The organism is Rhodococcus sp. Ni2, from assembly GCF_021352185.1.
GTDB lineage: Bacteria > Actinomycetota > Actinomycetes > Mycobacteriales > Mycobacteriaceae > Rhodococcus_F > Rhodococcus_F qingshengii.
Genome location: NZ_WOXZ01000003.1, coordinates 239,529 through 257,583 on the forward strand (window position 1 = coordinate 239,529; position 18,055 = coordinate 257,583).

Sequence of the window (18,055 nt, forward strand, 5' to 3'; positions counted from 1 at the left end):
CACTCTCCGTGTCACGCTCGGACAGTTGGCCAGGTCTCACTGTCGGACTCAGAATCCGAGAGTGGGGACTTACAACGTGTCAGCCCCCTCATTGGAGACCTTCATCGTGAAGGCCTCCCGCGCAAGAAGAACGTGCCAGTCAAGGTGAGTTGCTTCGGGTAACTCTCCGCCTACTGGGCGGAGGGTCGACGACCAAACTCTCTTAGCAATCTTGTCTGCTCTCGGTTCAGCCGATACCAGATCCATGTATAGCGAAATTGCCATCCATCATCGCGCCGGCCCCGTATGCGTGCATGCTCTGCGCATGAGAACCCCATCGCTCCCCAAGGCTGGCCCATGGACCGAAGACGATGAGGCTCACCTTCAAAAGGTGTTCGCCACATTCCCTGTCTGGAACTCCGAGCAGATCGCAGTGGCTCGTCGCGCCTTCCAGTCCGCTATCGACAGGCGGGCAGCGCTCGACGCAGAGGAGCAGGGCAACACGCCCGTAGGCGTTCTGCCCACGACTGGGGGTTGCCATCATTACGACCCCTGCTCTCAGTTCAACTGACATCAGGTCCAACCGTGGTCAAAATGACTACGCATGAGGCATGGCAGCTGTGTCGAATTTCGACACGGACCAGTTGTGACGAATTTCGACACAACTGGTTTGCGCGGTTCTCACTATCCGACGCTTCGTCCCCCACTTGAGGGGCCGACAGGTTGTGCGCGGGGATGGGCTCGATGGTGTCAACCTCGAGGCCGTCGAAGGTACGGATCATGGCTCCTCCTTGCGAGACGGGCCCCCTCCTGGGTCTTGCCGCCTCAGGTAGATTCCGTCAATGACTTTGGACTGGAGTTTGTTCTTTTCTGTGGTGGCAGCTGGCGCATCGGTCTGGGGACTGACGGTCATGAAGAGCCAACTTCGCGTCGCACGGGATGCCGCTGGTGGTAGAGGCATTGAAGTGTTTACGTACCCAGACGGAACGCAGACCGTGGTCAACAACGAAGAACTTCCGCACAGGTACTTCCTGCAGGTCAAGTTGATCGGTCCAGGCATTCGACACGGCGTCGCAATCCACCTGGAAGGCGCTTCGTCGACTAAAGCCGAACAACGCCCGCGAATGGACTGCGACTCGGAACCTCTCGTAAATTCAGCACGCCTCACTGACGATGAAGCAACGAGTTGCTGGTGGATAATCAGTTGGCTGGATGCATCCGGGGAGGGAATCAGGACCGGAGCGATTCGCTCGCGCCCGGATGGCTCCAAACTGGAAGTATGGAAGTGGAAGTTCGGATACAGGGCCCGCCGCTTTTTCCAGAATTTGGTTGGCCGGCCAAAACCGCTAGGCAAATGGAAGCCCCGCCCTGAGCCATCCCTAAAGCCAGGGCAAGGACCTATAAGTTCAGTCCGAGCTGAGATGGCCGCTAATGAGCGTGAGTTGCCTGTAGCAAATCCGCGAGCCATGACACCCTCCGTGGCCGAGAGCGGGAAATCGCCGGAAATTCAGGACTCCCCTGCCTGATCCAATCCGCCACACCCTCTTCGAGGAATCGGAACCACTGACCGGTTCGACGAGGCAAGGACTTCAGGGCGCCAGTGTTCGCGGCTCCACGAACCCAGTTCTCGCCACGACGTGAAACATTCTGCACTTCACTCACGGTCATCACCTTTGGCATTTCCATGACTGGCGATGCTAGGTGTGCCCGCCGACGTCAATCTCGCCATGCGAGCGTTACAGTCTGACCGGTCTGGTATGCATTGCTGATGAACAAGACACTCGTGGCTGTACTCGGTGCCGGCGCTCTACTTCTCGCAGGATGTGGGAGCGATGACAAGGCGGACGTCGCCGCGGCCACAACCACACCTGCACCGATCACGACGACCAAGGTTGTGACGAAGGGGGAGAAGTTCGCTACTCAACTGAAGGCGTACGGCATCTTTCCAACCGCTGAGCAATTGCCGCTACTGATTCCGGCGGCGACGGGAAACTGCGACTCTCTCGTCTCGATGACAATCCCGAACGAGCAGAAGTTCGACAAGTTGACTGACATCGCGGTCCAACTCGCCACGATGCAAGGGACTACTTGGATGCAGGAACGGCCGGCAGCAGAGGCGTTCATCCGTGCATCGGTCGAGGCGTACTGCCCTGAGAATGAGGGACTACTACCCGCACGCTGATCCATCGTTTATTCATGGTTTATGAGTGAGATGCGACGCGATTCAACGAGAGATGATGAGTGGTCGTATTCCATCAATTCTACTGGCGGAGAGAGGCTATCGAGATAGCTTGAGAGCTGACGCGACCAATGTATCGAGAATCCATTGGTCGCGGGTTCGAGCCCCGCCCGCCCCACGTTCAGTTGCCGTGAGCCCGCAGGTCAGACCCAATGACGTTTGTCGAAAGTCATGCTGCCGACGATCGCAACGGCGACAAGTGCGCAGAGTGCAATCAACAGGGCAGTTGCCCACAGGTAGTTGGTGCAGTTGCCCACACGTAGTTGGTATTGAATCGCACGCAACGCGCATGCGGGTACGGCTGAGTTGATCCTTCGTGGCTACACAAGTAAATGTCGTACCGCGATCGTCGATCTCGGACGAGGTGAAAGTCTCGGATCCGGATACCCAATCCTCGACAAGTATCGGGAGCGCAGTGCAATTGGGCGCAACCGAGCGAGCGACGTGCCGGACGTGAAGGAAAAGTAGGTACCTATCCGGGTATTTCAGCGTATGTGCTCGACGTACAGAAGTGTCACGCTTTAGACGTGCCTACCGGTGTAGGTACAAGGCAGTCGAGCCGTCCCCCCCCGCGGCTCGGCTGCACCCAAATGTTGACGCGCTGACCGGCAGCCGACTGTCGGAAACGACTCTACGCAAGGAACGGCAACGATAGTGGGCCCCGCAACTGCGGGGCCCTTTCCCTGTCTGAAAAGCGCTGTCGGACTTGGGTCATCACCATTGAGGACTTCGTGCTCGATCACTGGAAATGAGAGCCAACGAGGGCTGTCTCGCCGTCCTTGTCTGCGTCGGATCCATTTTGCCGAGCTTCGTGAATTGCAGAATCCGCAGCCCGCGAGAGCTCAGTAGTTGCCTCGATCGGGTGCAAAACCGGGCAATCGGAACAAAACACTTGTCGATGCGTTACAAATATTGTTAAAGTGTAACGACGAACTGCAAGTGAACAGCAACTTCAAGGTCTCGCTACCGGAAGCCGATGGGCGCCGGGGGAGATTCGTCTGCTGTCGATGGACGCGACGCCGTTGGGCGGCACGGATAAAGGCTCTGCGAATTGCGCCGGGTCGCACCCCTGATCAACCTGACAGACCAACGTAACGGAGAACATACTGTGACAATCAAGAACTCGATCGGGCCTGGTGTCGAAGCCGATCATGGAAACAGGCTGTTCGGCAACACTATTCGATCAGCTGAAGGTGAGGAACTGGTCCAGCGGCTGAATGCCATGTTCGAGCGAGCGAACAGCGCAGGTCAGGTGGTGAATCAACGAGAACTCTCGACCGTCCTTTCTGTGCGGAGATCCGAGGGTTCGCCGGGCGACCGGTCGATTCCGGCGCCTGACAGGCTGATCCATGCGATCGAGGGACTCTCGTACGAATCCCTTTCCCTGTTGATTTGTGCGGCCGAGCATTTACTGCGTTCGGAAGGGGTACATGTCGACTCGACGCCCTTCACGTGAGGGGCGACGAGACCCGTCGAGGAAATCGAAGTGATCGGTCCGTCGCCGACGAACGAGTATTTTGTCACGATCGGAATGATGTAGTTACGTCGTCGTTTGTAATTCTGTTGTGCGACCGGCGAATCAGGCCTCCGGCGTTGCTCGGTCGCACGATCCCGATTCCGCTGCTTCGAAGGCTTCTTGGTGCGCTCACGCGCCTCAGCGTCGAATCCTCTCCAGTCGTCGTGCGGCCCGCTCGTGTCATCGCGGACTCGATCGATCGGCGACGTGGAATCAGTCGGAGTATGTCCAGTTCTTCGGCCGATCCGAGTATCGACCGGCAAATCTTGTCGACGGAGTCAGATGCCGGATACCGGCACCGAAATACGGATCAACATTCACCTCGGGAAGCCGCATGAAGTGAATTGACTATCGCAGTCTGCTGTTGTGGTGTGAACGCTGCCCAGGCGCTGGCGGAACCCGCGAGTTCAGGGACATCGTTCCATCCAGGGCTCTGTAGCCGGGCCAACGCCGCCTCGACCGTCCCGAAAACTTCGAGGTACGCATGTGCGTTGTCGCATGTGAAGGCGAGTTCGTGTGGTTCGGCGTCGCCCCCGTCCCCGCCACACGAAGTAAGCATCAGCACGAATGGAATCGCAATACCGACCATGATGCGCTTCATCGGCCAATCGAAGCAGACCGACTCCGCTCCCGCGGACTATTCTCGATGCATGCCGATCACCCCGGATACAAAGAACTGGACCTGGGTCCTCGAACGCCCATGCTGCGAGTGCGGGTTTGATTCGTCCGCTGTGGCGTTCGCGGATATTCCAGATCTTGTGCGTAGCAATGCCATCTCGTGGGCCGAGGTACTGGAGCGCGAAAATGTGACGGAGCGACCGGACAGCGACACATGGTCAGCGCTGGAGTATTCCGCCCACGTACGCGACGTGTTCCGGATCTTCAAGGTGCGGTTGGAACAGATGCTCGAATTCGACGATCCGAGATTCGAGAACTGGGATCAAGACGCAACAGCTGAGACCGAGCGGTACAACGACCAGGATCCGGCGACGGTGGCATCGGAATTGTCCGACGCCGCGGCGGAGGTCGCGAATGCCTTCGAAACCGTGCCAGAGGGCAGCCGCCAACGACGGGGTCTCCGCAGTGACGGATCGGCGTTCACCGTCGAATCGTTGGCGGCCTACTTCATTCACGATCCGATCCATCACCTGCACGACGTCTCGGTGTAGTCAGAGCCCGCGCACCTCCTCGAGGGTTCTTCTGGCTCCGACGGAGTGCAATGAGTCGAGGGTCTTTCGGAAGCTTGCGACAAATCGGCGATCGTCCACGAGATCGCCGAACACTTGTCGGAACCCGATGAAGGCCAACGGGTCGCTCGACTGTTTCTGGGCGAGCGGCACCAGAGTGTCCGACAGCTGATCGACGACGGTGATGGGATCTCCGTTCTCGTCTGTGCCCTCGGCGTAGCGGGCCCAGCTGGCGACAATTGCGGTGGACAGGTTGATCGACCCACCGGTGTCGAGTTGGGTCCGGATGACGGGCAACAGCCACTTGGGAATTCGATCGGACGACTCGGCGCACAGACGTGCAATCGTGTCGCGGATCTGGGGGTTCGAGAATCGTTCGATGAGGGTCTTCTTGTACTGATCGAGGTCGACGCCGGGTACCGGGTCAAGGGTCGGCGTCGCTTCGAGATTCATGTAGTCGAGCAGGAACCCCGACAAGAGTTCGTCCTGGCATGCCTCGTGGACCAGGCGGTATCCGGCAAGGTAGCCGAAGTACGCGATGCCTTGATGGCCGGCATTGAGAAGGCGCAGTTTCATCAGTTCGTACGGGCGAACATCCGGCACGAGATTGACGCCGGCATTCTCCAGAGGTGGCCTGCCTGAGGTGAACTCGTCCTCGAGGAACCACGCGGTGAACGGCTCAGCCGCGACCGGCCACTGATCTTCCACGCCAAACGTCTCGGCGATCTCGGTGGTCACCTCGGCTGTCGTGACGGGTGTGATCCGGTCGACCATGGAGTTGGGGAAGGCGCCGTTCTCGTCGATCCACTCCGCAAGTTCGGGATCCTTCAGGGCGGCGAACGCTCCGACTGCCGTCCTGGCGACCGATCCGTTGCCTTCGATGTTGTCGCAACTCATGATCGTGAACGGGGCGAGGCCCCGGTCGCGACGGAGTGCGAGTGCCGCACAAATCAGACCGAAGGTGGTGTGGGGGAGTGTTCCCGGCTCGAGATCGTGCATTACATCGGGATCGGACGCGTCGAACTCACCCGTAGTGTGCGAGATGTTGTATCCGCCCTCGGTGATGGTGAGAGATACGATTTTCGTCGATTCGGATGCCATCTTTTCGATCACCGCCTCCGGATCCTCCGGAGCGAACAGGTACTCGACGATCGACCCGATGACCCGGGCCTCGAGGGTTCCGTCAGAATGCTTGAGCGCCAGCGTGTAGAGGCAGTCCTGCGCGCGGAGAGCGTCTTTCATCCGCTTGTCCGACGGCATCACTCCCACTCCGCAGATTCCCCAGTCGAAGCCCTCACCGCGTCGCAGGAGATCATCGATGTACATGGCCTGGTGTGCACGGTGAAAGCCTCCGACACCGAAATGCACTATGCCAGTAGTGACTTTGCTCCGGTCGTAGTTCGGCACTTCGAGTGCAGCATCGAAGTCGAACAGGGTCTTCGTATTGAGTTCCATGAAAGTACTAGTCTCCTTCGGCGACGATGACTACGGCTTTGATGCTGCCGAGAATGCGATCGGCCACCAGGGCCTCTTGCGACTGTTCGAGTGAAAAGCGTGCTGTGACCATCGAGTCCAGATCGACGCGCCCGGCAGCGACCAATGCGGCGGCGATCGGCCACGTGTTGGCGTACCGGAACACTCCGGTCAGCATCAGTTCGCGATTCTGAATGATCGGGACCGGCAACGGTATCTCGTCGGCACCCATTCCGACCAGAACGACGGTTCCAGCGGGCCGAACTGCGTGAATCCCGTCGATCACTGCGGCCGTGGCACCCGACGCGTCGATGAATGCGTCGACGGCCAGCGAGCGTACGTCGCTCTCACGTGGATCAACGACGGTTGTTGCGCCGAATTTCAGTGCCACATCACGCCGGGCCGCGTCGATGTCCGAGACGATGACTTCCGTCGCGCCGAATGCCTTGGCCACCTGCGTCGTCACGATTCCTACCGGGCCGGCGCCGGCGATCAACACCCGAGAGCCGGCAGTGATCCCCGCCTTCTGGGCTGAGGCGATCCCTACGGAAAGTGGCTCGAACAGCGCAGCTGCCTCGTAGGACACGGAATCTGCGATGGGATGGGCGAAGTCGGCACCGATCGTGACGTAGTCGGTCAGCGCACCGTCGATCGGCGGCGTCGCGAAGAACTCCATATGAGGGCAGAGGTTGTATCTGCCTGCCTTGGATTCGGGACTTGTCGGATCGGGCTTCTGAGGCTCGATGGAGACACGCTGCCCGATGCGTCTTGGGTCGACGCCGTCACCGACCGCAGCGATGCGTCCCGATGCTTCGTGTCCGAGAACGAGCGGTGAGTTGACTACGTAAGGGCCGATGCGACCTTCGTGAAAGTAGTGCGCGTCCGACCCGCACACGCCCACGGCATGGATGCGAACGAGGACTTCACCCGCCTTCGGGAACGGTCGTGGTCTCTCGACCATCTGCATCTTTCCGGTCTCGACGAGGACATTTGCCCGAATTGTCGCAGGTAGATCGACGGATTCTCCGGAAACTGTTGTGTGCGTCACAACGTAGATGTTAGCTTAATGAGCATAAGAACATCTAGTGAGCATTTGCTCACGATCGAGAAACTTTGAACCTGATGCACAAGGAGACCGTGTGAACCAGTCGGCTCAGCCCACAGGACTCAAGACGTCGAAGTTGCCCGCTTCCGAAGATGTGCGGCTCGCCTTGCGGGCAGCGACCATGTATCACCTCGAAGGTGCCACTCAGGCTGAGATTGCAGCGAAGTTGGGCGTCTCGCGGCCGACAGCCGGGCGACTGTTGGCCAGGGCGCGGACGCAAGGTTTGGTCAGGGTCGAGATTTTGGTACCGCCGGAGCTCGAAGGTTCGGTGAACACGGAGTTGGAATCGAAGCTGGAGAAGCACTTCGGGTTGGCCGAAGTGTTGATCGTCCCCGAAGCGATTTCGGATGCGGACGACCCGGACTTCGACGCACTCGGTCGAAGAGCAGCGGAAGTTCTGGTTCGTCGTCTGCAGCCGTCGAGCGTTCTCGGGTTTACCTGGGGTCCGGAAACCGTTGCGGTAGCAGGATCTTTGCCAGACAAGGCCGCGAAGTGCTCGGCTGTGGTACAACTTGACGGCTCCATGACGGTGACCGACTACCAGACCGGTGTCGACTTCACCATCGGCCGATGTGCACAACAGTTGCAGGCCAATCCTATTCGTCTCAACGCTCCGCTGTATGCCGACCCGGCGACTGTGGAGTCGATGCGAAACGACTCGGTGATCTCGAAGGCGCTGCAAGCCGGAACTGATTCCGACATCATGGTTTTCGGAGTTGGTGCCGTCTCGACTGCCACGACCTTGTTTGCCGGTAGCTTCGTCGACTCGACCATGCTGGACGAGTTGGAAAGTCGAGGCGCTGTCGGTGAAATCGGCGGCCGTTTCTACACGATCGACGGCAATCCAGTGGAGGGGCCACTGCCTGAGCGAACGGTCTCCGTATCGCTCGACGCAGTGAAATCCTGCGATCAGACGATTCTGATTTCGGGGGGAACACACAAACGCCAGGCCGTTCTGGGCGCATTGCGCGGAGGTTTGGCAAACGTACTCGTCACCGACGTCGAGTGCGCCCAGTGGCTGCTCGAAGGCTAGCGATCTCACGAGTTTCGCGGTCCGAGCGCGCGACTGACACGCAAGTGTGAAGGAAGGTAATCCGTGAAAACAGGAAGACGAGTGTGGGGCGCTGCCGCGGTGGCGCTCTGCCTCCTGGTGTCGGGATGTGCGGGCGCTGGTGCGCTCGGTGGTTCCGGCGAACGAACAGTCACCATCGCGATGGTGTCGAACTCGCAGATGCAGGACGCCATCAAACTGGCGCCGGCTTTCGAAGCCGAGAACCCTGGCATCGACCTCAAATTCGTCAGCCTTTCCGAGAACCAGGCGCGCGCCAAGATCACAGCGTCGACGGCAACCGGCGGCGGTGAGTTCGACGTCGTGATGATCAGCAACTACGAGACACCTCAGTGGGCCGCAAACGGTTGGCTCACGAACCTGTCCGACTATGCAGACACGACGCCCGGTTACGACGAGGACGACTTCGTACCGTCGATCAAGACTTCTCTGTCGTACGAGGACAGTTTGTACGCGGTCCCCTTCTATGGGGAGTCGTCGTTCCTGATGTACCGCAAGGATCTGTTCGATCAGGCGGGGATTACAGTTCCCGAAGACCCGACGTGGCAAGAAGTTGCAGGTTGGGCAGCACAGTTCGACAACCCGGACGCCAAGATGGCGGGAATCTGCTTGCGCGGAAAGCCTGGCTGGGGTGAGGTACTCGCACCGCTGAACACCGTGATCAACACCTTCGGTGGACGCTGGTACGACGAGAATTGGAATGCGCAGTTGACCAGTCCGCAGGTCGAGGATGCGGTTCAGTTCTACGTGGACACTGTCAAGGAGCACGGTCAGCCGGGTCCTGCCACAAGCGGATTCGGTGAATGTGCAACACAATTCGCGCAAGGCAACACGGCGATGTGGTACGACGCGACCTCGGCTGTGTCGGTGCTCGAAGATCCCGCCTCGTCGAAGGTGGTCGGCAACATCGGATATGCGAAGGCCCCGAAGGTCGAGAAGTCCGATCCTGGTTGGCTCTACACGTGGGCGCTCGGAATCCCGGAGTCGGCACAGAACAAAGATGACGCCTGGAAGTTCATTTCCTGGATGACGAACAAGGACTACATCCAGAAGGTCGGAACCGAACTCGGCTGGTCGAGAGTTCCTCCGGGAAGTCGCCTTTCGACCTACGAGATTCCGGAATATCAAGAGGCTGCTCAGGCATTCGGTCCGATCACCCTCGAATCGATCAACAATGCAGATCCGAAAAACCCGACAGTGCAACCGGTTCCGTACACCGGCGTCCAGTTCCTCACCATCCCTGAGTTTCAGGACCTGGGCACTCGCGTCAGCCAGCAGATCAGTGCGGCCATCGCGGGTCAGAAGAGCGTGAAAGAAGCACTCGAACAATCCCAGCAGTATGCCGAGGTGGTCGGCAAGACCTATCAGGAGAACCGATGACTACGGTTGCCGAGCCCAGAACTACGGTGGACGACGCGCCACCGGTCCGTGTCGAAAAGAAGATCTCCCGCGCCGAGGGTTGGCGTCGTAGAGGTCCCCTGTTGCCGGCGTTGATCTTCTCGATCGTCGTCACTCAGATTCCGTTTCTGTTCACCCTCTACTACTCGACGCAGTCGTGGAACCTTGTCCGGCCGGGATCGCGGCACTTCAACGGGTTCGACAACTACATAGAGGTTTTCAAGGACAGTCAGTTTCGGGAAGTCGCGGTCAACACGGTCATCATGATCGTGGGTACGGTCATCGTTTCGGTGATCCTCGGACTCGCGCTGGCGCTGCTGCTCGACCGCGCATTCCTTGGTCGGGGCATCGTCCGGACACTGCTGATCACGCCGTTTCTCATCACTCCCGTCGCCGGCGCATTGCTGTGGAAGACAACAATGTTCGACCCGGTGTTCGGTATCGTGAACTTCGTACTCCAGCCTTTCGGCGTCGGCCAGGTCGACTGGGTCAGTAAGTTTCCGCTCGCCGCCGTCATGATCAATCTGATCTGGCAGTGGACGCCCTTCATGATGCTGCTCATTCTGGCCGGTTTGCAGTCCATGCCCCGAGACGTTCTCGAAGCCGCACGGGTGGACGGAGCCAAGCCGTTTGCGATGTTCCGCGAACTGACGTTGCCGCACCTGCGCCGCTTCATCGAACTCGGTGCAGTTCTGGGTGCGATCTACCTCGTGAACACTTTTGACGCGGTGTACATGATGACCTCGGGTGGGCCCGGCGTGGCCAGCTCGAACCTGCCGTTCTACATCTACCAGCGCGCGTTCCTCGGCTTCGACGTAGGTCAAGCTGCGGCGATGGGTGTCGTGACAGTGATCGCGACGATCATCGTGTCGACACTTGCGCTCCGATTGATCTTCAAGAGCTTCACCGGCAACGAGGAGGCGGCGTGATGACTGCCGTAGAGACGACAAGCGCGACGACCGACAAACCCGTCGTCAAGAAAAAGAAGAGCAGCAAGTTCAGTCCGTGGTCGGTTGTGGCGTGGATCGCCGCTCTCGGATTCTTCTTCCCGGTCTTCTGGATGGTCCTCACCGCGTTCAAGACCGAGGCAGACGCCTACACGGATCCGCCGAAGCTGTTCTTCACTCCCACCCTCGAACAGTTCCGTGCCGTCCTCGACTCCGGTCTCGGCACGACGCTGGCAAACTCCGCATTTGCGACGGCCATGTCGACGATTCTTGTTCTGCTACTGGGTGTTCCGGCTGCGTTTGCATTGTCGCTTCGCCCGGTAGCCAAGACTCAGGACGTTCTGTTCTTTTTCATCAGTACCAAGATGCTCCCAGTCGTCGCTGCAATCGTGCCGCTGTACGTGATCGTCAACGACATCGGATTGCTCGACAACATCTGGGCGCTGGTCATCTTGTACACATCGATGAATCTGCCGATCGCAGTGTGGATGATGCGTTCGTTCTTTCTCGAAGTCCCCGGCGAACTTCTCGAAGCTGCCAGCATGGACGGCGCGAGTTTGTGGACCTCGGTTCGCGAGGTGATCCTCCCGCTGATCTCGCCCGGAATTGCTGCGACTGCGCTGATCTGCGTGATCTTCTCGTGGAACGAATTCTTCTTCGCCGTCAACCTGACAGCTGTTCAAGCACAGACGATTCCGGTCTTCCTGGTCGGGTTCATCACCGGCGAGGGCCTGTACTGGGCTCGGCTCTCCGCGGCAGCGACCATGGCGGCATTGCCCGTCATCCTGGCCGGTTGGTTCGCCCAGAACAAACTGGTGCGCGGCCTGTCCTTCGGTGCAATCAAATAATTCTCCTCACCCTCTCAGGAGTTCGTCATGGCTGAAATCTCGTACCAGAAAGCGTCTTGCATCTACGAAGGTGCCGGGACCCTCGCTGTAGATTCACTCGATCTCGACATCAAGGACGGGGAGTTCATCGTGCTCGTCGGTCCGTCAGGTTCCGGAAAGTCCACGGCCCTGCGCATGTTGGCAGGGCTCGAGGACATCGATTCCGGTGCGATCACCATCAACGGCAAGGACATGACCGATGTCCCGTCGAAGGATCGCGACATCGCAATGGTCTTCCAGAATTACGCGCTGTACCCCAATAAAACCGTCGGCGAAAATATGGGGTTCGCGTTGAAGATGCGCGGTGTGCCCGTCGAGGAGCGTAAGAAGAAAGTTGCCGAAGCGGCCAAACTGCTTGACCTGACGGAATACCTCGACCGCAAACCGGCCAAGCTTTCCGGTGGTCAACGGCAGCGAGTTGCCATGGGCCGAGCTATCGTTCGTGAACCGCAAGTGTTCTGCATGGACGAGCCGCTCTCCAACCTCGACGCAAAGCTACGCGTCCAGACCCGCACGCAGATCGCGGCGTTGCAGCGTCGTCTCGGAACCACCACCGTCTACGTCACGCACGATCAGGTGGAAGCGATGACGATGGGTGATCGCGTGGCAGTGCTCAAGGGCGGCAAGTTGCAACAATTCGCTTCTCCGACCGAACTTTACGATCGGCCGGCCAATGCGTTTGTTGCCGGCTTCATCGGATCTCCAGGTATGAACTTGGTAACGGCGCCGGTCAGTTCGGGTGGGGTGCGTTTCGGCGACGTCGAGGTTCCGCTGGACCGCGAGCAGATGGCGGCAATCGCCGCGGCCGGTCTGGCTTCGGTCACAGTGGGAATTCGGCCCGAGCAATTCCAGGTGGTTGCTGCCGGAGACGGAATCGCAGCTCAGATCGACCTGGTAGAGGAACTGGGCAACGAGTCGTACATCTACGCACACGTGCCTGGTACCGAAGCCGACCCGATCTCGCTCGTTGCACGCACCGGCGGTCGATCGAAGCTGCAGTACGGCCAGACGCTGGGCTTCGAGCGGGTGGACGGCCTCGTTCACCTCTTCGACCCGGCTACGGGCGAGCGTGTGGGTAGCTGAATCCCATCACATCCATCTTCGACTGGTGAGAAGGTTAGGGTCTACCGATGAGTGATACACGCGAACGATCCGTCGTGGTGTGTGGTGAGGGACTGGTTGATCTGGTTCCGGTGGGGGAGAACTTCTCACCCAAGTTGGGCGGTGGACCGTTCAACGTTGCGATTGCACTGGGTCGACTCGGATCCGACGTGGGATTCGTCTCTCGCTTGTCCACAGACGCTTTCGGAGATCGGATGATCGACTCGCTGGCCGCGTCCAATGTCGACACAACTGGGGTCGAACGTGGGCCCGAGCCGACAACTCTGGCCGTCGTGAACCTTGCAGCGGACGGAGGTGCGCGGTATTCCTTCTACCTCGAGGGAACGGCGGATCGACAGTTCGCGCTGCCGAAACTTCCCTCTGCCCGGGCATTCTCGTTCGGAACGCTGTCGCTGGTGCTCGAGCCCGGGGCCTCTGCCTACGAAGCTTTGCTGCACGAAGCACACGCCCGCGGTCGACTCACCATGGTCGACCCCAACATTCGTCCGGCGGTGATCTCCGACCCGGACGCGTATCGACGACGGTTTCGTTCGTGGTTGCCCGCCATCGATATTCTCAAAGTGAGCGACGACGACGCGAAGTGGTTGGGTTCGGTCGACGGCGCCGAGTGGCTCCACGAAGGCGTCGGCGCCGTCCTGCTCACCCGTGGTGGTGACGGGTTGCGGTTGATCACCGAGGAACTTGATGTTTCGGTGCCGGCGCCCGCGGTCGACGTCGCGGACACGATCGGTGCGGGCGATACCGTTCACGGAGCCCTGTTGGCCTACCTTGATCGTCACGACGCACTCGACGTCGCTGTTGTGCGTGCGTTCACCGAGGCAGATTGGTCGGCCGCGTTGACCTTTGCCGCACGCGCGGCAGCCGTCACCGTGTCACGTCCCGGGGCGGATCCGCCGTGGTCAAGGGAGTTGGGCCTGCCCGTCTAGCACTGGGGACCACCGCCCTACTGCGAGCGCAGTACGTCGAACTGCCTACCTGTGCACGATGTGCGACGGGGTCGTGTATCGGCACAGTGACACGCATGTCGATATTCCTGTACAAACTCTCGCGACTCGCGTTTCGGCGCCGTTGGGCAATGGTGGGCTTCTGGGTCGTCCTGCTGGTGGCGGGCGGAGTAGGCGCAGCAACGCTGTCCGGTCCGACCGTCAATACGTTGTCGATTCCGGGCACCGAATCACAAGCGGCGCAAGATCTTCTGGCTGAAAGATATCCGCAGTCGTCCACCGACGGAGCCAGTGCTCGCATCGTCTTCGAATCTCCGGCGGGCACGACGCTCACCGATCCGGCGATTCGACAATCCGTCAGTGACTTGGTCTCTGCGCTCGGGAAGGACCCCGAGGTTGCAGCGGTATCGGATCCGTATGCCTCCGGCGGAGTGTCGCCGACTGGGACGATCGGATACATGCAGGTCTCCTATACCGCCGACTCGATGGACTTACCGGACAGTTCGAAAGAACTGCTCGAGTCCGCCGTCCACGACGCCGCGGATTCAGGGCTGGCAGTCGATGTTGCCGGCAACGTGCTGATGGAAAGCAGCGCCGAATCGATGGGAGAGGTGATCGGAGTCGCGATCGCCGCGGTGGTGCTGACCGTCACCTTCGGTTCCTTGGTTGCGGCGGGGCTTCCCTTGATCAGCGCGTTGATCGGCATCGGCATCGCGATCTGCACGATCACAATCGCAACTGGTTTCATCGAATTAGGTTCGAGCACAACCGTCCTGGCAATGATGCTGGGGCTCGCCGTGGCGATCGACTATTCGCTCTTCATCGTCTCGCGCTACCGCTCCGAACTACGTGACGGACATGATCCAGAAATTGCTGCGGGCCGCGCAGCGGGGACTGCGGGTTCGGCCGTAGTGTTCGCGGGGTTGACGGTGCTCATCGCATTGGCAGGACTGTTCGTCGTGAACATCCCGTTCCTGACGAGCATGGGTCTGGCTGCAGCATTCGCAGTTGCTGTTGCAGTGGTGATTTCACTGACGCTGCTGCCCGCCACACTCGGATTTGCAGGGTCGCGCGTCATGAGTCGGTCTGATCGTCGACTGCTGGCGTCCGGCGGTGAACTGACACACCGGAAACAGTCGGAGGGGGCGGGCTCGCGATGGGCCAAGTTCGTGATCCGGCGTCGAGTTCCGGTTTTGCTCGCGTCAGTCCTCGGGCTGGGATTGCTGGCGATCCCCACATTCGGAATCAACCTGAGTTTGGCGAGCCCACCAGTGCCCGACACAACTGCCGCCAGGGCTACCGACCGACTATCCGAGGGGTTCGGTGCCGGGTTCAGCGGTCCGCTCATGGTGGTCGTCGACGTTGCCGACGCCGCAGATCCGGCAGCGGCATTGAGCGGCGCCCAGGAAAAGCTCGGCGCTCTGCCCGACGTAGCGGCAGTGACGCCGCCAGCACTCAATCAGGCCGGCGATACAGCAGTCATCACGGTGGTTCCCTCGAGTGGCCCGGAAACCGAGGCAACAAAGGCGCTCGTCGCAGATATACGTGAGGTCGCCGGATCACTGACCGACGAGACCGGAGCCACGATGTCGGTCACCGGTCAGACAGCGTTGACGATCGACGTTTCGGATCGCCTGGCCGACGCCCTGGTTCCCTACCTCGCATTGGTCGTCGGCCTCGCCTTCATCCTCCTGATGTTGGTGTTCCGCTCGATCTTGGTACCACTCAAGGCAACTCTCGGATTTCTGCTCTCGATCGGTGCGACGTTCGGTGTGCTGGTCGCGATCTTCCAGTGGGGTTGGTTCGCCGGCATTCTCGGAATCGAAGGTCAAACCGGATCAGTTGTGGCGATGTTGCCGATCTTCATGATCGGCATCGTCTTCGGGTTGGCGATGGACTACCAGGTGTTCCTGGTGACCAGAATGCGTGAAGCGTTCGTCCACGGTGAGGGACCGGATGAAGCAGTCGTGAAGGGCTTCGACCAGGGCGCGCGAGTGGTCACGGCCGCGGCGCTGATCATGATCGCCGTTTTCGCGGGCTTCATCTTCGGCGGCGACGCCTTCATCATGCAGATCGGACTCGGACTCTCGTTCGCGGTTCTGTTCGACGCCTTCGTGATCCGTATGACCGTCGTACCGGCCGTCATGTCCCTGTTGGGCTCGAGGGCATGGTGGTTCCCCTCATGGCTGGACCGGTTGGTCCCGAACGTCGATGTCGAGGGGGAGCAGTTGACTGCGCTGCTCGCAGATTCGAAGGAATCCAGTGAACCCACGAGCGACAAGTTGTCGGTGTGACCCGGATACGGTAGATCGATGACTTCGACATCGACGTGGGGTCGATGGTGTGCGGAACACCCGCGCACCATCGACCTGGCACTGGCGATTCTCGTGCTCCTTGCCACGTGGACGGCGCACCGCATCGCGCTCGACGGCAATGACACCCGCGAGGTCACGGTTGTGGGAGTGCTTGTAACAGCGATCGCAGCGGCAACCATCGTGTTCCGAAGGCGCTATCCGTTCTCGGCACTGGCGGTGGCAGTACTCCTCGGCGTATTGATGATTGCACTGTCAGCGCCGCCGAATGCCGGCACAGGTTCCGCAGCGATGGTGTGCCTCTACTACGTTGCCAGCACGAGTGACCGCCGGAGGACCTTCTTCGCAGCGGCGAGCACAGTCAGCTCGCTGATGCTCGTCACGATCTTCCTGGGAGTGGGGAACAATCTCCTGCAGGAGGCACTGGGGTTGTTGGCTTGGTTGCTGATGGCAAGTTTTGCCGGCGCCGAGGTCCGTTCTCGCCGAGCCTATCTGGAGTCCGTCGAGGCGCGCGCGGTGCAAGCGGAAAGAATGCGCGAGGACGAGGCCCGACACCGCGTCGTCGAAGAAAGGATGCGGATTGCGCGAGACCTGCACGACGTTGTCGCGCACCACATTGCCTTGGTCAACCTGCAAGTCGGGGTCGCGTCGCACTTGATCGGGAAAGACCCGGAGAAGGCGACGACTGCACTACGCGGAGTGGAGGAAACGTCCAAGGCGGCACTCGATGAAATTCGGGCCACGGTCGGAGTTCTCCGTGATGCTCAGGACGGTGATCGCTCGATGAAGCCGGCTCCGGGGCTTTCGGATCTACCGGCACTGGTGGATCAATTCGTCAGTGCGGGAATGGAAATCGAAGTGCGCGCTGTGGGTTCTGTGCGCCCACTCGGACCCGCAGTAGATCTCACGGCGTATCGAATTATCCAGGAGGCACTCGTGAATGCGAGCAAGCATGCGCTGCCAGGAGCCGTCACCGTGTCGTTGTCGTACGAAGCTGAGGTTCTGGTGCTGACAGTCGAAAACTCCGGAACAGCAGTGCCTTCGACGTCGCCACCCGGGTACGGTCTGCTCGGAATGAAAGAGAGGGCTCAGGCAATGGGAGGCGAAGTGTCAGCAGGATTCCGCGCGGACGGGGGATTTCTTGTGGACGCGCAACTTCCGCTTGTGCCAGTGTCGAGCGGTTCTCTGCGTGGGGAATCGCTGTGACTGTTCGGGTGGTAGTGGCGGACGATCAGGCGCTCTTTCGGCAAACGCTTGCACTGCTCATCGGTTCTGAAGACGACATGGAGGTGGTCGCCGAGGCGGCGGACGGAGAGCAGGCATTCCAGGCAGCGCTCGAACACCGACCTGACGTTGTACTCATGGATATTCGAATGCCGGGCACCAGCGGTGTCGAAGCAACCGCCATGATCGCCGATCATCCGGATTTGTCCGACGTACACGTGTTGATCCTGACGACATTCGAGGTGGATGAGCATGTGGCACAGGCGATCCGGGCGGGTGCCAGCGGCTTTATCGGCAAAGGGATCCGGGCTGAAGATCTGCTGGATGCTGTTCGGACGGTCGCAGGTGGCAACTCGTTGTTGTCGCCGATTGCGACCAGTGCGTTGATTACTCGATTCCTTTCCATCCCGTCGCGGGCAGACTCGACTTCTGGGATCTTCGGTCAATTGACGCCGCGTGAACTCGAGGTGGTAGCTCTCGTTGCTATGGGGATGTCCAACGACGAGATCGCCGCGGAGTTGGTGATCAGCGCTGTCACGGCAAAAACACACGTGAACCGGGCGATGGCAAAACTTGATGTCCGTGACCGCGCACAGTTGGTGGTTCTGGCCTATCAATGCGGTCTGGTGGTTCCGGGACGCTCGGTGGATTGA

Annotated in this window: 15 protein-coding genes; 13 read left to right on the top strand and 2 right to left on the bottom strand. The window is 59.9% G+C overall.

Features of this window, described 5'->3' with window-relative positions; all coding sequences use genetic code 11:
- Positions 1–304 precede the first annotated feature (304 nt).
- From GN300_RS27620 to GN300_RS27635, 4 genes are all read left to right on the top strand, one after another.
- Positions 305–550 carry a hypothetical protein gene (locus GN300_RS27620; RefSeq protein ID WP_156511742.1) on the top strand — a complete coding sequence of 82 codons (246 nt, stop codon included), beginning with the start codon at positions 305–307 and terminating at the stop codon, positions 548–550.
- A gap of 1,197 nt (positions 551–1,747) precedes the next feature.
- On the top strand, positions 1,748–2,161 hold the full coding sequence (locus GN300_RS27625; protein WP_063316188.1) for a DUF732 domain-containing protein: 414 nt from the start codon (positions 1,748–1,750) through the stop codon (positions 2,159–2,161).
- A 1,108-nt stretch (positions 2,162–3,269) separates the two neighbouring features.
- Entirely contained in the window at positions 3,270–3,674 is a 405-nt protein-coding gene (locus GN300_RS27630; protein WP_233405713.1) for a hypothetical protein, read from the top strand.
- 710 nt (positions 3,675–4,384) lie between these two features.
- Positions 4,385–4,903, top strand: a complete 519-nt coding sequence (locus tag GN300_RS27635; protein ID WP_063316290.1) for a DinB family protein — start codon at positions 4,385–4,387, stop codon at positions 4,901–4,903.
- Here the strand turns inward: GN300_RS27635 and GN300_RS27640 are convergent, their stop codons facing one another.
- Together GN300_RS27640 and GN300_RS27645 are read right to left on the bottom strand one after the other, a co-directional pair.
- The gene (locus GN300_RS27640) at positions 4,904–6,376 is read right to left on the bottom strand and encodes a mannitol dehydrogenase family protein (protein WP_063316185.1); all 1,473 of its coding nucleotides are present in this window, start codon (positions 6,374–6,376) and stop codon (positions 4,904–4,906) included.
- A 7-nt stretch (positions 6,377–6,383) separates the two neighbouring features.
- The gene (locus GN300_RS27645) at positions 6,384–7,394 is read right to left on the bottom strand and encodes an NAD(P)-dependent alcohol dehydrogenase (RefSeq protein WP_063316289.1); all 1,011 of its coding nucleotides are present in this window, start codon (positions 7,392–7,394) and stop codon (positions 6,384–6,386) included.
- A 139-nt stretch (positions 7,395–7,533) separates the two neighbouring features.
- Between GN300_RS27645 and GN300_RS27650 the strand changes: the two genes are divergently transcribed.
- From GN300_RS27650 to GN300_RS27690, 9 genes are all read left to right on the top strand, one after another.
- Positions 7,534–8,532: a sugar-binding transcriptional regulator gene (locus tag GN300_RS27650; RefSeq protein ID WP_054827191.1), complete on the top strand. Its 999-nt coding sequence runs from the start codon at positions 7,534–7,536 to the stop codon at positions 8,530–8,532.
- 63 nt (positions 8,533–8,595) lie between these two features.
- Positions 8,596–9,948 (top strand): sugar ABC transporter substrate-binding protein, encoded by a 1,353-nt coding sequence (locus tag GN300_RS27655; protein WP_058227204.1) that lies wholly within the window; start codon positions 8,596–8,598, stop codon positions 9,946–9,948.
- Positions 9,945–10,895: a carbohydrate ABC transporter permease gene (locus GN300_RS27660; protein ID WP_058227205.1), complete on the top strand. Its 951-nt coding sequence runs from the start codon at positions 9,945–9,947 to the stop codon at positions 10,893–10,895. The genes GN300_RS27655 and GN300_RS27660 overlap by 4 nt, the downstream gene beginning before the upstream one ends.
- Positions 10,895–11,761 carry a carbohydrate ABC transporter permease gene (locus tag GN300_RS27665; RefSeq protein WP_050657016.1) on the top strand — a complete coding sequence of 289 codons (867 nt, stop codon included), beginning with the start codon at positions 10,895–10,897 and terminating at the stop codon, positions 11,759–11,761. The genes GN300_RS27660 and GN300_RS27665 overlap by 1 nt, the downstream gene beginning before the upstream one ends.
- 27 nt (positions 11,762–11,788) lie before the next feature.
- Positions 11,789–12,883 (top strand): ABC transporter ATP-binding protein, encoded by a 1,095-nt coding sequence (locus tag GN300_RS27670; protein WP_063316184.1) that lies wholly within the window; start codon positions 11,789–11,791, stop codon positions 12,881–12,883.
- Positions 12,884–12,930: 47 nt separating this feature from the next.
- Entirely contained in the window at positions 12,931–13,848 is a 918-nt protein-coding gene (locus tag GN300_RS27675; protein ID WP_007731141.1) for a carbohydrate kinase, read from the top strand.
- A gap of 95 nt (positions 13,849–13,943) precedes the next feature.
- Complete coding sequence (locus tag GN300_RS27680; protein ID WP_063316183.1) at positions 13,944–16,160, top strand: MMPL family transporter; 2,217 nt, start codon at positions 13,944–13,946, stop codon at positions 16,158–16,160.
- 18 nt (positions 16,161–16,178) lie between these two features.
- Positions 16,179–17,384, top strand: coding sequence for a sensor histidine kinase (locus tag GN300_RS27685; protein ID WP_063316182.1), 1,206 nt, complete (start codon positions 16,179–16,181; stop codon positions 17,382–17,384).
- A complete protein-coding gene (locus GN300_RS27690; protein WP_063316181.1) occupies positions 17,381–18,055 on the top strand; it encodes a response regulator transcription factor in 675 nt (224 codons plus the stop codon). The genes GN300_RS27685 and GN300_RS27690 overlap by 4 nt, the downstream gene beginning before the upstream one ends.

Excerpts from the sequence above, each read along its gene's own strand:
- GN300_RS27675 (WP_007731141.1), top strand. The coding sequence starts at position 12,931 with ATGAGTGATACACGCGAACGATCCGTCGTGGTGTGTGGTGAGGGACTG.
- GN300_RS27635 (WP_063316290.1), top strand. The coding sequence starts at position 4,385 with ATGCCGATCACCCCGGATACAAAGAACTGGACCTGGGTCCTCGAACGC.
- GN300_RS27660 (WP_058227205.1), top strand. The coding sequence starts at position 9,945 with ATGACTACGGTTGCCGAGCCCAGAACTACGGTGGACGACGCGCCACCG.
- GN300_RS27640 (WP_063316185.1), bottom strand. The coding sequence starts at position 6,376 with ATGGAACTCAATACGAAGACCCTGTTCGACTTCGATGCTGCACTCGAA.
- GN300_RS27620 (WP_156511742.1), top strand. The coding sequence starts at position 305 with ATGAGAACCCCATCGCTCCCCAAGGCTGGCCCATGGACCGAAGACGAT.
- GN300_RS27680 (WP_063316183.1), top strand. The coding sequence starts at position 13,944 with ATGTCGATATTCCTGTACAAACTCTCGCGACTCGCGTTTCGGCGCCGT.
- GN300_RS27685 (WP_063316182.1), top strand. The coding sequence starts at position 16,179 with ATGACTTCGACATCGACGTGGGGTCGATGGTGTGCGGAACACCCGCGC.
- GN300_RS27665 (WP_050657016.1), top strand. The coding sequence starts at position 10,895 with ATGACTGCCGTAGAGACGACAAGCGCGACGACCGACAAACCCGTCGTC.
- GN300_RS27670 (WP_063316184.1), top strand. The coding sequence starts at position 11,789 with ATGGCTGAAATCTCGTACCAGAAAGCGTCTTGCATCTACGAAGGTGCC.
- GN300_RS27625 (WP_063316188.1), top strand. The coding sequence starts at position 1,748 with ATGAACAAGACACTCGTGGCTGTACTCGGTGCCGGCGCTCTACTTCTC.